The sequence below is a fragment of the Nocardia sp. FDAARGOS_372 genome, from assembly GCF_002554515.1.
Taxonomy (GTDB): domain Bacteria; phylum Actinomycetota; class Actinomycetes; order Mycobacteriales; family Mycobacteriaceae; genus Nocardia; species Nocardia farcinica.
Window position 1 is genome coordinate 1,713,794 of record NZ_PDDW01000001.1, and the last position, 13,402, is coordinate 1,727,195.

Annotated in this window: 13 protein-coding genes and 1 pseudogene; 5 read left to right on the forward strand and 9 right to left on the reverse strand. The window is 72.3% G+C overall.

What is annotated here, in order from left to right; all coding sequences use genetic code 11:
• Positions 1-25: 25 nt before the first annotated feature.
• Complete coding sequence (locus tag CRM89_RS08525) at positions 26-847, reverse strand: LysR family transcriptional regulator (RefSeq protein ID WP_216641966.1); 822 nt, start codon at positions 845-847, stop codon at positions 26-28.
• On the opposite strand from CRM89_RS08525, the pseudogene CRM89_RS08530 reads away from it, so the two are divergent.
• The 4 genes and pseudogenes from CRM89_RS08530 to CRM89_RS08550 all read left to right on the forward strand — a co-directional run.
• Positions 838-1,821 (forward strand): annotated as a pseudogene (locus CRM89_RS08530) (EamA family transporter); the annotation flags it as partial. The gene CRM89_RS08525 and the pseudogene CRM89_RS08530 overlap by 10 nt on opposite strands.
• Positions 1,822-1,920: 99 nt before the next feature.
• The gene (locus tag CRM89_RS08540) at positions 1,921-2,217 is read left to right on the forward strand and encodes a hypothetical protein (RefSeq protein WP_371391964.1); all 297 of its coding nucleotides are present in this window, start codon (positions 1,921-1,923) and stop codon (positions 2,215-2,217) included.
• A 127-nt stretch (positions 2,218-2,344) separates the two neighbouring features.
• Positions 2,345-3,400 (forward strand): 2,3-butanediol dehydrogenase, encoded by a 1,056-nt coding sequence (locus CRM89_RS08545; RefSeq protein ID WP_060590797.1) that lies wholly within the window; start codon positions 2,345-2,347, stop codon positions 3,398-3,400.
• The gene (locus CRM89_RS08550) at positions 3,397-4,164 is read left to right on the forward strand and encodes an acetoin reductase (RefSeq protein WP_011209608.1); all 768 of its coding nucleotides are present in this window, start codon (positions 3,397-3,399) and stop codon (positions 4,162-4,164) included. The genes CRM89_RS08545 and CRM89_RS08550 overlap by 4 nt, the downstream gene beginning before the upstream one ends.
• Positions 4,165-4,338: 174 nt before the next feature.
• On the opposite strand, the gene CRM89_RS08555 is transcribed toward CRM89_RS08550, so the two are convergent.
• Complete coding sequence (locus CRM89_RS08555; RefSeq protein WP_098083696.1) at positions 4,339-4,926, reverse strand: TetR/AcrR family transcriptional regulator; 588 nt, start codon at positions 4,924-4,926, stop codon at positions 4,339-4,341.
• A 113-nt stretch (positions 4,927-5,039) separates the two neighbouring features.
• Here CRM89_RS08555 and CRM89_RS08560 point away from each other — a divergent pair, with 113 nt between their 5' ends.
• Positions 5,040-6,428 carry a flavin monoamine oxidase family protein gene (locus CRM89_RS08560; RefSeq protein ID WP_229434657.1) on the forward strand — a complete coding sequence of 463 codons (1,389 nt, stop codon included), beginning with the start codon at positions 5,040-5,042 and terminating at the stop codon, positions 6,426-6,428.
• 90 nt (positions 6,429-6,518) lie between these two features.
• On the opposite strand, the gene CRM89_RS08565 is transcribed toward CRM89_RS08560, so the two are convergent.
• The 7 genes from CRM89_RS08565 to CRM89_RS08595 form a co-directional block, all read right to left on the reverse strand.
• Complete coding sequence (locus CRM89_RS08565; protein ID WP_060590791.1) at positions 6,519-7,487, reverse strand: glycine betaine ABC transporter substrate-binding protein; 969 nt, start codon at positions 7,485-7,487, stop codon at positions 6,519-6,521.
• Positions 7,484-8,278, reverse strand: coding sequence for an ABC transporter permease (locus CRM89_RS08570; protein WP_172964463.1), 795 nt, complete (start codon positions 8,276-8,278; stop codon positions 7,484-7,486). The genes CRM89_RS08565 and CRM89_RS08570 overlap by 4 nt, the downstream gene beginning before the upstream one ends.
• Positions 8,275-9,447: an ABC transporter ATP-binding protein gene (locus CRM89_RS08575; protein WP_098083697.1), complete on the reverse strand. Its 1,173-nt coding sequence runs from the start codon at positions 9,445-9,447 to the stop codon at positions 8,275-8,277. Before CRM89_RS08575 ends, CRM89_RS08570 begins: the two co-directional genes overlap by 4 nt.
• Positions 9,440-10,045 carry an ABC transporter permease gene (locus CRM89_RS08580; RefSeq protein ID WP_011209614.1) on the reverse strand — a complete coding sequence of 202 codons (606 nt, stop codon included), beginning with the start codon at positions 10,043-10,045 and terminating at the stop codon, positions 9,440-9,442. Before CRM89_RS08580 ends, CRM89_RS08575 begins: the two co-directional genes overlap by 8 nt.
• Before the next feature lie 131 nt (positions 10,046-10,176).
• Complete coding sequence (locus CRM89_RS08585; protein ID WP_011209615.1) at positions 10,177-11,649, reverse strand: FAD-dependent oxidoreductase; 1,473 nt, start codon at positions 11,647-11,649, stop codon at positions 10,177-10,179.
• A gap of 254 nt (positions 11,650-11,903) precedes the next feature.
• Positions 11,904-12,896: a nitronate monooxygenase family protein gene (locus CRM89_RS08590; protein ID WP_107646860.1), complete on the reverse strand. Its 993-nt coding sequence runs from the start codon at positions 12,894-12,896 to the stop codon at positions 11,904-11,906.
• A gap of 134 nt (positions 12,897-13,030) precedes the next feature.
• Positions 13,031-13,384 (reverse strand): hypothetical protein, encoded by a 354-nt coding sequence (locus CRM89_RS08595; RefSeq protein WP_098083698.1) that lies wholly within the window; start codon positions 13,382-13,384, stop codon positions 13,031-13,033.
• Positions 13,385-13,402 lie beyond the last annotated feature (18 nt).

Sequence of the window (13,402 nt, forward strand, 5' to 3'; positions counted from 1 at the left end):
CCGCCGGCGACGAGAGCCGCCGGCGTCACCGAGCAGCGGGGTCGACCGAGACGCCGACGAGGGCGAGGAACGCGACCGTGGCCGGGCTCGGTCCCGGCGTGCCCCACACCACGAACTCGACGCGCTGCGGGGCGTCGGTCACCGGGACGGTCGCCAGGTCCGCGAGGTCGGTGGCCCGCGGCAGATAGGTGACCGGCAGGAAGCCGACCGCCAGCCCGCTGCGGATCACCTGCACCAGCAGCGCCACGTCGGTGACCTCGAAGGCGACGTCGCGGCCCAGCCCGGCGCGCGCGAAGGCCTGATCGGTTTGTGCGCGGGCCGCGGTGCCGTAGGGGAAGTCGACGAACGGTGCCACGGCGAGGTCGGCCAGTGACAGCCGCCGCGCCCCGGCCAGCGGGTGGTCCTGGGCGAGCACCGCGACCAGCCGGTCCCGGGCGAGCTCGTGACTGCCCACCCCGGTCGGGCGCCGCCCGGGTGGCAGGCCGAGGAACGCGACGTCGAGCCGCCCCGCCGCGACATCGGCCACCAGATCGTCGCTGGCCCCCGCGCGCAGCCCGACCCGCACGCCCGGATGCCGGGTGCACAACTCGCGCAGGGCGGCGGGCACGTCGACCGCGGCGACGGACGGGATGACGCCGACGTCGAGCCGCCCGCGCACCTCCCCCACGGTCGCCACCGCCTGAGCGGCGGCCCGGTCGGCGGCCTCGAGGCACTGGCGGGCGGCGGGCAGGAACGCCTCGCCCGCCGCGGTGAGGCGCACCCGTCGGCTGGTGCGCGCGAACAGGCTCACGCCGAGTTCGTGTTCGAGCCGCTTGATCTGGTGGCTCAGCGCCGACGAATCCCGCACGGGGGCAGGGGCATTCGGCGGCCCTCACCCTCGCCACCGCGGTCGCCCCGGTCGTCTGGGGCACCACCTACGCCGTCACCACCGAACTGCTGCCGCCGGGGCATCCGCTGTTCGCCGGTCTGATGCGGGCACTGCCCGCGGGGCTGCTGGCCGTCGCGATCGGCCGCGCCCTCCCGCACGGCGACTGGTGGTGGAAGAGCGCCGTGCTCGGCGTTCTCAACATCGGTGTCTTCTTCCCGATGCTGTTCTTCGCCGCCGAACACCTGCCCGGCGGGGTGGCCGCGACCCTCGGATCGATCGTGCCGCTGATCGTCGCGGTGCTGGCCGTCCCGCTGCTGGGCGAGCGGCTGGCCATCCGGCGGATCGTGTGGGGTGCCGCCGGCGTGGCCGGTGTCGGTCTGGTGGTGCTCGGCCCGGACGCCGGGCTGGACGCGGCCGGGATCGCCGCGGGCCTGCTCGGCGCGGCGTCCATGGCGCTCGGACTCACCCTGACCAAGCGGTGGGGGCGGCCCGCCGGGGTGCCGCCGGTGGCGCTGGCGGGCTGGCAGCTCGGCACGGGCGGGCTGGTGCTGCTGCCGGTCACCGTCCTCGTCGAAGGCGCGCCGCCACCGCTCGACGGCCGCGCCGCTCTCGGATACCTGTGGCTCGGGCTCGTCGGCGGGCTGCTCGCCTACGCGCTGTACTTCCGCGGCGTCGGACGCCTGCCCGTCACCTCGGTCGCGCTGCTCAATCTGCTCTCTCCGCTCACCGCGGCGGCACTGGGCGTGCTGGCGCTCGGGGAGACGGTGACGCCCGCGCAGGCGGTCGGGTTCGCGATCGTCCTCGCCGCCGTGATCGCCGGCCAGCTGCCCACCCGCCCAACTGTTTCCACGCCCGCACTCCCGCCGCCCGGTGCGGCGGCCATCCCGACAGGAGCACAGCGCGCCGGGGCGCGGACGCACCGCACCGACCGCGGCGTCGGCGGTGCCGAGTAGATCCGCGACGCGGTCCCGGTCGCGCGCGTCGACGGGGACGAGCGGGTGGGCGCCGGACCGCGCGACCGCGGTCACGGCGTGGCCGCGCGCGGTGGCCTCGTGGGCGACGCGAACACCGACCATGCCGGTGGCGCCGAAGACGACGATCTTCATGCCGCGCTGGCCAGCCTCACCCAGCTCCGCGTCTGCGAACCCCATCCCGCCCGCTGGACCTATCTCAGCCCACCCGCCCTGCTCGAACCGGGTGAGCGCACCGGCCGCTACCGTCGCGGCACCACCACCCTGCTGCTCGACGCCGACGGCCGATCCCGCATCTCGGCCGAGGACCTGGCCGTCGCCGTGCTGGACGAACTCGAGAATCCCGGCGGGGACCGGCATTTCACGGTCGCGTACTGACTCTCGTTCCCGGTCGGCGGGCCGCCGGTCGCACCATGCAACGCGGTGCAACGGTAGTGGGCTGTGTTGCGCGTCACATATACGTAGGTGGATCGGCGCCCCGCCGAGGGAACAGGAGTGGCAACCCATGCGAGCAGCTGTGTACTACGGCCCGAACAAGGTCGACGTCGTCGACGTACCGGAACCCGAGCCGGGGCCCGGCGAGGTGAAACTACGGGTGGGCTTCAACGGCATCTGCGGCACCGACCTGCACGAGTACTACGCCGGGCCGATCTTCGTGCCCACCGAACCGCATCCGCTCACCCACCGGCAGCTGCCGCTCGTGCTCGGACACGAGTTCTCCGGCACGGTCACCGAGGTCGGCAGCGGTGTCACCGGCATCGAGCCCGGCGACCGGGTCGCCGTCGAACCGCTCTACACCTGCGGCCACTGCGGCCCCTGCCGGGCGGGCACCTACAACATCTGCCGCCGGATCGGTTTCCACGGCCTGATGTCCGACGGCGGCATGGCCGAATACACCGTGGTCCCGGCCCACATGATCCATCGGCTGCCGGACTCGGTGCCGCTCGAGCTCGGCGCGCTCGTGGAGCCGATGTCGGTGGCCTACCACGCCGCCACGCTCGGTGATCCCAAGCCGGAGGACACCGCCATGGTCTTCGGCGCCGGACCGATCGGCATCGGGCTCTGGTTCGCGTTGCGCGCCAAGGGTCTCGACGACATCTACGTCGTGGAACCGTCGCCCACCCGACGCGCCGCGATCGAAGCGCTCGGCGCCACCACCCTCGACCCGACCGCGATCGACGTCCCCGCGTTCATCGACAACGCCACCGACGGCGCGGGCGCCGACGCGACCTACGACGCCGCGGGCGTGCAACCCGCGGTCGAGACCGCCCTGGCGTGCCTGGGCGCGCGCCGGCCGCTGATCAGCGTCGCCATCTACGAGAAGCCGCTGACCACACCGCTGCAACGGCTCGTCATGAACGAATCCCGCATCCAGGGCTCGCTGTGCTACACCTCCGCCGACTACCGCGCGGTCATCGACCTCATGGCGCAGGGCCGCTACGACGCCACCGGCTGGGTGGAGACGATCGCCCTCGAGCAGGTCATCGACGAGGGCTTCGAGGCGCTGCACGCGGGCACCAAGATGAAGGTGCTCGTCGATCCGGCGGAGGTGGCGGCATGAGCGTCGTCCTCGTCACCGGCGGCGGGCGCGGAATCGGCCGCGGCATCGCCCTGCGCCTGGCCCGCGACGGCCACGACCTCGCGCTCGTCGACCTCGACCCGTCCACGCTCGCCGCGGTCGCCGACGAAATCCGCGAGACCGGCCGGGCGGCAACGACCTTCGTCGCCGACGTGAGCGACCGCGATCAGGTGTTCGCCGCCGTCGACCACGCGTACACCGCGCTCGGCGGATTCGACGTGATGGTGAACAACGCGGGCATCGCCCAGGTCGCCCCGATCGACGACGTCCGCCCGGCCGACGTCGACACGATCTGGCGCGTCAACATCGACGGTGTGCTGTGGGGCATCCAGGCCGCCGCGGCGAAGTTCCGGGCGCTGGGACAGAAGGGCAAGATCGTCAACGCCTCCTCCATCGCCGGACACGACGGCTTCGCGATGCTCGGCGTCTACAGCGCGACCAAGTTCGCCGTGCGCGCCCTCACCCAGGCCGCGGCGAAGGAGTACGCGGCGCACGGCATCACCGTCAACGCCTACTGCCCCGGCGTGGTCGGCACGGACATGTGGGTCACCATCGACCGCCGCTTCGCCGAGCTCACCGGCGCGGCCGAAGGCGAGACCTACGCCAAGTTCGTCGACGGCATCGCGCTCGGGCGCGCCCAGACGCCCGAGGACGTCGCGGCGCTGGTCTCCTACCTGGCCGGGCCCGACTCCGACTACATGACCGGACAGTCGATCCTCATCGACGGCGGCCTGGTCTTCCGCTGACCGACCCCTGGTCGGGCCTCCCGCAGCCTGCGCGGCTCGTTCTCCGCCGGCGCGTTCCGGTGGACCCCCTCGGGTCCGCCGGCGACGCGGAGGATGCGGCTGCCCGCGTAGGCGGCGGCCGGCGAGAAGGCGCCGCGCAGGCGCTGCGCATCCGGCGCACGGTAGCGGGCCGGTTCAGCGCCGGAGCCCGCCCAGCAGTGCGCGGGCCAGCGCGGCGGCGTCGGCTCGGCCCCGCTGGACGTCGTCGGATTCGGCGATGGTCATCGACATTTCGGTCAGCGCGCCGTACAGGGCGCTGGCGAGCAGTTCCGGGGGGTGCGGCTCGACCAGGCCGGTGCCGAGCAGCTCCCGGGCACCCTCGAGGACCAGGCCACCGAGGTGGCGCCGGTCCAGCTCGCGCCACCGCCCCCATCCGAGCGCGATCGGCCCCTGGAGCAGGACGATGTGGCGGTAGTCGGGCTCGGTGCACACGTCGAGGAAGGCTTCGATGCCGCGGTCGACGCGGTCGAACGGGTCGGTCGCGGAGTCCACCGCGGCCCGGATACGGTGCGCCGCCCGGTGTTCCAGCTCGTCGAAGACGGCTTCGAACAATCCCTTCTTGCCGTCGAAGTGGTGATACAGCGCCCCGCGCGTCAAACCCGCCGACCGCACCAGTTCCTCGGCGGACAGGTCGGCGTACTCCCGCTCGGCGAACAGCCGGGCGGCGGTGCCGAGCAGCGTCCGCCGGGTGTCCTCGATGTGCTTGTCACGCAACGACGTCATACCGTACGTTTATCACATACACGATGTATGACGAATACACCGTGTATGGCCATCGAGTGTGGCGGCGATCGCGGATGACGATCGCCTGCCCCGATGCGGAGCGGAGGACTGTGGTGGACAGATCGGTGGATGTCGTCGTCGTCGGCGCGGGGATCGCGGGACTGGTCGCCGCCCGCGACCTGGTGCGCACCGGACACGAGGTACTGGTCCTGGAAGCGCGGGACCGGGTGGGCGGGCGACTGCTCAATGCCGAGTTGCCCGGCGGCGGCCCGATCGAGGTCGGCGGGCAGTGGGTCGGCCCCACCCAGCATCGGGCGATGACGCTGATCCACGAGCTCGGTCTCCAGACCTTCCCGACCCACGACACGGGCCGCGCCATCGCCGAAATCGGCTCGTCGCGGGCGGAATACACCGGCGCGATACCCAAGCTGAACCCGCTGGCGTTGGCCGACGTGGCCCAGGCACAGCTGCGCCTGGACCGTCTCGCGCGGCGGGTCGCCCGCACCGATCCGTGGCGCGCCGAACGCGCCGAAGCCCTGGATGCCCAGACCTTCGACACCTGGTTGCGCCGCACCACCTACACCGCGGCCGGGAGGTCGTTCTTCCGGGTGATCACCGAGGCGGTGTTCGCCGCCGGGCCCGAGGACCTGTCCGCGCTGTGGGCGAGCTGCTACCTCGGTGCCGGCGGCGGGGTCGACGCCATGATCGGCGTCGCGGGCGGCGCCCAGCAGGATCGGGTGGTCGGGGGCACCCAAGCGATCGCGATCGCGCTCGCCGGGGAACTCGGTGACCGGGTCGTCCTCGGCAGTCCCGTGTCCGAGGTCGAATGGGACGAGGCCGGTGTGCGGGTCCGGGCCGGCGGCGGCACGGTGCGGGCGCGGCGGGCGGTGGTGGCGGTGCCGCCGCCGTTGGCCGCGCGCATCCGCTTCTCCCCCGGGCTGCCGGGCGACCGCGACCAGCTCGTCCAGCGCATGCCGATGGGCCGGGTCGTCAAAGTCAACGTCGTCTACGACGAACCGTTCTGGCGAGCGGACGGGTTCAGCGGTCAGGCCGTGAGCGACCGGCGGCCGCTGGCAGTGGTCTTCGACAACACCCCGCCCGCCGGTTCCCCCGGCGTACTCGTCGGCTTCCTGGAGGGCCGCCACGCCGACGCCTGTTCGCGGATGGACCATCCGACCCGCCGCGCCCAGGTCATCGACGACCTCGCGGGCTACTTCGGCCCGCGCGCCCGCACGCCGATCGACTACATCGAAAAGGACTGGGCCGACGAGGAATACAGCCGCGGCTGCTACGGCGCGTTCACCGCGCCGGGCACCCTCACCCGCTTCGGGCACGCCCTGCGACCCCCCATCGGCCCCCTGCACTGGGCAGGCACCGAGACCGCGACGCGCTGGGCGGGCTACATCGACGGCGCCGCCGAATCCGGTCACCGGGCCGCGCGGGAGATCGCCGCCGCCCTCGACCCGAGGCACGACGCCGCGCGCCCGTCCGCCCTGCGGTGACCGTCGCCCTGCCGTGCTGCGGCGGCGACGCTGCGGCTCGCGGTCCGCGGATCCCCGGCGTCGATTCGACCCGGTGCTGCTCCCGCGCGCTCATCCGGCGGTGACCAAGCCCTGGGCGATCATCCAGTCGCGCGCGACCTCGGCGGGTTCGCGGCCCTCGACGTCGACCTGTCGATTCAGTTCGGTGACGGCTTCATTGGTCAGCCGGGCCGAGATCGGCGCCATGAGGGTCGCGATCTGCGGGTGGGCTTCGGCGAAATCCGCCCGCATGACCAGTGCCGCATTGTATTTCGGGAAGAAGCCCAGATCGTCGTGCAGCAGGACCAGGTCGAGGGCGGGGATGCGGCCGTCGGTGGCGGCGACCGAGCCGAAACGGCACCGGGTGGCATCGGCGGTGGCCTGGTAGACCAGGGCGTCCTGCACGATCTGTTTGCGCACCCTGCCCGCGTCGATGCCGTACTTGCGGGCCAGGCCGGGGAAACCGTCCTGGCGGACGTTGAACTCGGTGCCGACGCAGGTCGCGGCGGCAGCGGGATCGCGCTCGATCAGGCGAGCGTAGTCCGACAGGGTGACCACGCCGGTCTCCTGCTGGGTGCGTCTGCTGGTGACGAGGGCGTAGGTGTTGTTCATCGGCGCCATCGCCGTCCACAGCATGCCGTGTTCGGCGAGGTCGGCGGCTCGCAGCTGGTCGAACTGGGCGCGCTCGTCGGGGATGGGTGTCTCGTTGCCGAGGTAGTTGATCCAGCCGGTGCCGGTGTAGTCGTAGGCGATGTCGATCTGGCCGTGCAGTTGGGCGTCGCGCAGGCTGTTGGAGCCCTGGATGTTGGTCAGGTCGCGCACGTCGGCGCCGGCCGCCGACAGCGCGAATTCGATGAGGTAGCCGAGAATGTTCTGTTCGGTGAAGTCCTTGGAGCCGACGGTGACCGCGACACCGTCGAGTTCGGGCACCGGGCGGATGCTGCCCGGTCCCACGCGCAGCGGCACCGCGCCGCCGGACTGCAATCCGCATCCCGCGGCCAGCAACAGCGCGGCGACGAGGGCGAGCAGGCGGCCGGTCATGTCAGCCCTCGCGGGCCGAGGAACTCCTCGGCCAGTGCGCCCAGCCAGTCCACCAGCAGCGCCAGCGCGACCGCGAGCACCGCGCCGACCACCAGCGTCACCGTGTCGCGCAGCTTGTAGCCGGTATCGATGAGGATGCCCAGGCCGCCCGCGCTGACCAGGAACGACAGTGTCGCGGTGCCCACGGCCAGCACCAACGACGTGCGCAGACCCGCGAGAATGTAGGGGACGGCGAGCGGGAACTCGATGCGGTGCAGCACCGTCGCCGCCGACATGCCCTGGCCGCGTCCGGCGTCGACGACGATCGGGTCCACCTGCTGATACCCGAGAATGGTGTTGCGCAGCACCGGAAGCAGCGCGTAGAAGGCGATGGGCGCCACGCCGACCCAGAACCCGGTGGTGCGGGTGAGCAGATAGCACAGCACGATCAACCCGATCGCGGGGGCGGAGGCGCCGATGTTGGCGATTCCGAGGAACACCGGCGCGAGCCGCCGATATCGCGGCCGGGTCAGCAGCGTGCCCAGCGGCACCGCGACGACCACGACGATGAGCATGACCGCGGCCGTGATGAGGATGTGCTGCCAGGTGACGGTGGCGATGGTGCGCGCGTTGAGACTGGCCTGCTGGGTGACGGTGAGCTCCCGGCGGAACGCCCACACCAGCACGCCCGCGGTGAGCAGCAGCACCACCAGCGGCTGCCCGAGCAGGCGCAGTCGTTCGGCGCGCCGCTCGGCGCCGGGCCGGACGGCGGGCGGGGCCGCGGTGGTGAGCGATCCGGTCGTGACGGTCATCCTCGGCCCGCCGATCCGGCGCGCAGCGCCGAGAGGTGCCCGACGAGGGTGTCGATGGTGACCAGGCCCCGGTACTCGCCACCGGCGCCGGTCACCACCGCGGTCGCGGTCGCCGTGGCGAGCATCGCCGCCAACGCGTCCTGCAGCGTCGAGGACGCCGAAACCGTGTCCCCGACCGGGGTTCCGATGCCCGTCAGGCTGTCCGCACCGGCCAGCTGCTCGGCGTCGACCCAGCGCAGGGGCCTGCGCGCGCTGTCGAGGATCAGCGCCCACGGCCGGTCCGCGCCCGCCAGTGCCCGCCGCAGGGTGGCGACGGGCGCGTCCTCGTCGGCGGTCGGGCAGTCACCGAGTCCCACGTCCGCGACACGGGTCAGCGTGAGCTGCTCGAGCGCCGCGTTCGCGCCGACGAAACCCGCCACCGTCTCGTCGGCGGGAGCGGCCAGGATCGCCGCGGGCGTGTCGTACTGCAGGATCCGGGACCGGGCGCCCAGCACCGCGATCCGGTCACCGAGCTTCACGGCCTCGCCGAAATCGTGGGTGACGAACACGATGGTCTTGCCCAGTTCGGCTTGCAACCGCAGCAGTTCGTCCTGCAGCGCGCCGCGGGTGATCGGATCGACCGCGCCGAACGGTTCGTCCATCAGCAGCACCGGCGGATCCGCGGCGAGCGCCCGCGCCACCCCCACCCGCTGCTGCTGACCGCCGGAGAGCTGCCGCGGATACCGGTCGCGGTAGGTCGCCGGGTCGAGACCGACCAGGGCCAGCATCTCGTCCACCCGCGCGTCGATCCGCGCCCGATCCCAGCCCACCAGGCCGGGCACGGTGGCGACATTCTTGGCCACGGTCATGTGCGGGAACAGTCCGGCCTGCTGGATCGAGTAGCCGATGCCGCGGCGCAGCCGATCGGGGTCCATGGTGAGGGCGTCGCGGCCGCCGATGGTGATCGTGCCCGAGGTCGGCTCGATGAGCCGGTTGATCATGCGCAGGGTGGTGGTCTTCCCGCACCCCGACGGGCCGACCAGCACGACGATCTGCCCGGCCGGGATGGTCATCGAGACCTCGTCCACCGCCGGTTCGGGATGTCCGGGATAGCGTTTGGTGACCGCGTCGAGCACGATCTCGACCCCCGACACCGCCGGGGCTGCGGTGGGCGTTGCGGTGTCAGTCACGGATCCCCTCCGACGTGGTGAGACGGCCGACGACCAGGAACATGCCGTCCAGCAACAGCGCGAGCACGATGATCAGCACCGTGCCGGTCAACGCCTGCGGCACCGCGTTCGGGCTGCCCAGCCGGGACAGCCCGGAGAAGATGAGGTTGCCGAGGCCGGGCCCTTTCGCGTAGGCGGCCAGCGCCAGGATGCCCATGATCAACTGGGTGCTCACCCGCATGCCGGTGAGAATCGCGGGCCACGCCAGCGGCAACTCGATGCGGGCCAGCACGCGCAGGCGGTTCATGCCGACGCCGCGCGCCGCGTCGACGATCGACGGATCCACCGAGGACAACCCGATGATGGTGTTGCGCAGGATCGGCAGCAGCGCGTACACGACCAGCGCCACGATCGTGGGGGCCACGCCGAGGCCGAGGACGGGAATCAGCAAGCCGAGCAAGGCGAACGACGGCACCGTGAGGATCGCGCTGGTGGCCGCGGTCGCCGCCGCGGAACCGAGCGGACTGCGGTAGACCAGCACGCCGAGGACCACGGCGACGAGGGTGGCGAGCACCAACGACTGCAGCACCGCCGACACGTGCAGATAGGAGTCGACCATCAGCTGATGGCGGCGCTCGACGACGAACGACCACAGCGTATCCAGTGCCCCACCTCCCGGTCTTTCGCTGTGGCGCAGCCTATCCCGCCGGTTCGGCGGCGCGCAGCGGTTTGCGCGCCGCCGAGCGGTCGTCAGGCCTGCGCGGCGGCGCGTCCCGCGCGGCGGCCGTAGAAGCTGCCGTCGCCGAGCGAGGCGCCGCTGACGTAGCCGCCCGCGCTGATACCGGAGGTGCAGCGGCCCGCGGCGAACAAGCCGGGGATCGGGTCACCGGCGACGTGCAGGACCCGCGAATCCAGATCGGTGCGCACCCCACCGAGGGTGAAACCGCCGGTACGGCCGCGCAAGTCGAACGCGGCCAACGGCGTACCCAGCGGCTTGACCCACTGGGTCTTCTTGCCCAGCACCGGATCCACGCCGTCCTTGGCATGCCGGTTGTAGACCTCGACGGTCGCCTGCAGCACACCGTCCGGGAAACCCATCTCCGATTCGAGCTCCGCCACCGATTCGGCCACCCAGGTCGGCGGCTCATTGCGGGAGGCCGCGAACGTGGACACCGTGCCGAGCGCTTCCTCGAGCCCGGCTTCGTCCAGGATCAGGAAGGCCTCGTTGTTCTGCCGGATCAGCGTCGACTGCCCGATGTGGCTGGGATAGGAGTCCTCGGGGATGTAGCGCTGCCCGCGCCCGTTGACCAGGATGCCGCGGGCGATCACCTGCGGATCGGCGAAGATCGCCACCTCGATGGCGTCCATGTGCGCCAACTGCGCACCCAGCGCCTGCGCCACCCGGATACCGATGCCGTCGTGTTCCTCGATCGCGGCCGCGGGCCGGTTCACCAGCAGCGGCGTGTACGCCGCCACCATCTCCTGGTTGTAGGCGAAACTGCCCGTGGCCAGCACCACCCCCCGCCGGGCACGCACCCGCACCGGCTTGCCGTACCGTCGGGCGACCACGCCGACCACCCGCCCGTCGTCGTCGACCACCAGTCGCTGCAACCGCACGTCGAACTCCGCCCGCACCCCCAGCGATTCGGCGGTCTCGACCAGCGGCTTCATCAACATGTAGCCACCGCCCTTGTCCCCGGTGTGCTTGTCGGCCATCTGGGGCAGATGACCGCGCGGGGCGGGCGTGGCGATCGTGTTGAACGGCGCGGCGTTCTCACCACCGGAGAACATCAGCCCCTGATCGGCGGGCGGCTCCCAGCCCGGCTCACCCCAGAACTCCTCCTTGAACACCACCCCCTGCGCCACCAGCCACTCGAAATGTTCGACACTGCCCTGGCAGTAGTCGTGGATCTTCGCCGCATCCACCCCGGGGCCCAGCGCCGCGGTCAGGAACGTCTCCATGTTCTCCGGGCTGTCGTCGAACCCGAGCGCCTTCTGCAGCGGCGTCCCACCGCCGAGGTAGATGAACCCACCCGACAACGCCGCCGCCCCACCCCACCCACCGGTGCGCTCCAGTACCAGCACCTCCGCCCCCGCCCGCGCCGCCTCGATCGCCGCGCACGCCCCCGCCACCCCGTAACCGACCACCACCACGTCGGCCTCGTCGTCCCATCCGCTGATCGCGGCGGCCCGCTCGGGGCGAACATCTCCGACATCCGACATCGAACTACTCCTGTTCCGTGCGGGCGGCGATCCCTGATCCACCCGCACATCGGCCTGGATCTGCGCGGCTACCTGCGGATTTGCCCGTACTGTTGCGCGTGCTTGACAATCGCGCCCAGTATCGACCGGCACCGGCCCGCCGCCGTCCGCGGTTCCCGCTCAGTGAGAACGCGGAGCTGCGGGGGCGGCGGTTGCCGCGGGGCGATCGATGGACCGGTGAGACATGGGCCGGTCGTTGCTGTCCGGCCGATGATTCACCGCTGGTGGGGCGAGGCGACGGAATGGAGCAATCTCGCTGCGCCGGAGGAGAGTTCGTGGATCACCTCGGCTACCGGGCGGACCGACGTGACCATGCCGACGCCCTCGCCCGCGTCGACGGGCAGCTGGTCGGGGTGGTCGGCGGCGATGGCGGCGCGGAGGGAGCGGCGCGCTTCGGGGTCGCCGCGCAGCTCGTGCTCGCGGCCGGTCCAGCGGTCGGTGAAGGGGTTGCGCAGGACGCGGGCGGGGAAGCGCGGCGGCCACGGATAGCCGAGGGCGGCGTCGACGGCGTGGGTGGTGACGGTGTCGGTGCCCGCGGCGGCGATCATGGCGCGGCGGGCGGACTCGGAGAGGGTCGATTCGGTGCAGGCCGCCAGGTGGGTGCCGATCCAGGCGCCGCTCGCGCCGGCCGCGAGCACGGCCGCCAGGCTCGCGGGTGAGCCGATGCCACCGGCGGCGAGCACCGGGACCGAGACCGCGGCGAGCACCGCGTCGAGCAGGGGCAGAGTCGCCATTTCGGCGGCGCCGTGCCCGCCGCCCTCCGCGCCACGGGCGACCAGCACGTCGATACCGGCGTCGGCGGCGCGGCGGGCGTCGTCGGGGGTGAAAACTTGGGTGGCCGTCCGGATTCCGGACTCGCGGGCGCGGGCCGCCCACGACAGGTCGGTGCCGAAACTCACCGCGAGCAGCGCGGGCCGCGCGGCGAGGGCGGTGTCGAGTAGGGCGGGTTCCTGCGCGGCGACCCAGTCGACCAGGCCGATGCCGAATCGCCCGGTGACATGGTCGAGTTCGCGGCGCAGGGCCGCCGCCGTCGCACTGCTGCCCATTCCGATCATGCCGAGCCCGCCCGCCGCGGTCACCGCCGCCGCCAGGTTCCCGCCCGCCACCCCACCCATCGGGGCGTTCACGATCGGCACCCGCAGGCCGAGCGAGCGCGACCACGGGGTGCCGAGCAGGACGTCGTCTGGGGTCAGGTCATCGCGAGACATCCGTCCATGCCAGCACACCGGCGGCGCCCCACCCCTGCCGGGGCACTCCGCCGTCTTTCGCCGACGAGGACGCCGGGTGTCGACGGCAGGTTGCGCTGAGCGGAGCCGCCGAGGCAGGCCCCGGCCCGGGGCATTCAGTCCGGCTCGGCCCAGGACGCGACCGGCAGGGCGAGGTAGACGCCGACGTGGTGATCGGCGGGCACGACCGCCTCCGCGCGGCCGAGAATCTCGTCGGCGCGGCGCCGGCGGTCGTCCGCGCGCGACGGGAACCACTTGGATTTCACCTCGATGAGCACGTCGAGATCGAACCGGTCGAGCGGACCGACGTCGTGGAACCGCAGGATCACGTCCCCGCCCCGCAGATCCCCGTCGTAGGGCTCCTCGGGGCACTCGACCGCCAGCGAGACACTGCGCGGAAGGGTCCGGGCGAGTTCCTTCTTCACCTCGGTGCTGACGCGATCGGCGCAGGTGACGTCGATGATGGGCATGCATTCATCCAAGCAGTC

Coding starts and splice junctions, on each gene's coding strand:
- CRM89_RS08590 (WP_107646860.1), bottom strand. CDS start 12,896: ATGTCTCGCGATGACCTGACCCCAGACGACGTCCTGCTCGGCACCCCG.
- CRM89_RS08550 (WP_011209608.1), top strand. CDS start 3,397: ATGAGCGTCGTCCTCGTCACCGGCGGCGGGCGCGGAATCGGCCGCGGC.
- CRM89_RS08580 (WP_011209614.1), bottom strand. CDS start 10,045: ATGGTCGACTCCTATCTGCACGTGTCGGCGGTGCTGCAGTCGTTGGTG.
- CRM89_RS08585 (WP_011209615.1), bottom strand. CDS start 11,649: ATGTCGGATGTCGGAGATGTTCGCCCCGAGCGGGCCGCCGCGATCAGC.
- CRM89_RS08545 (WP_060590797.1), top strand. CDS start 2,345: ATGCGAGCAGCTGTGTACTACGGCCCGAACAAGGTCGACGTCGTCGAC.
- CRM89_RS08595 (WP_098083698.1), bottom strand. CDS start 13,384: ATGCCCATCATCGACGTCACCTGCGCCGATCGCGTCAGCACCGAGGTG.
- CRM89_RS08570 (WP_172964463.1), bottom strand. CDS start 8,278: ATGACCGTCACGACCGGATCGCTCACCACCGCGGCCCCGCCCGCCGTC.
- CRM89_RS08565 (WP_060590791.1), bottom strand. CDS start 7,487: ATGACCGGCCGCCTGCTCGCCCTCGTCGCCGCGCTGTTGCTGGCCGCG.
- CRM89_RS08555 (WP_098083696.1), bottom strand. CDS start 4,926: ATGACGTCGTTGCGTGACAAGCACATCGAGGACACCCGGCGGACGCTG.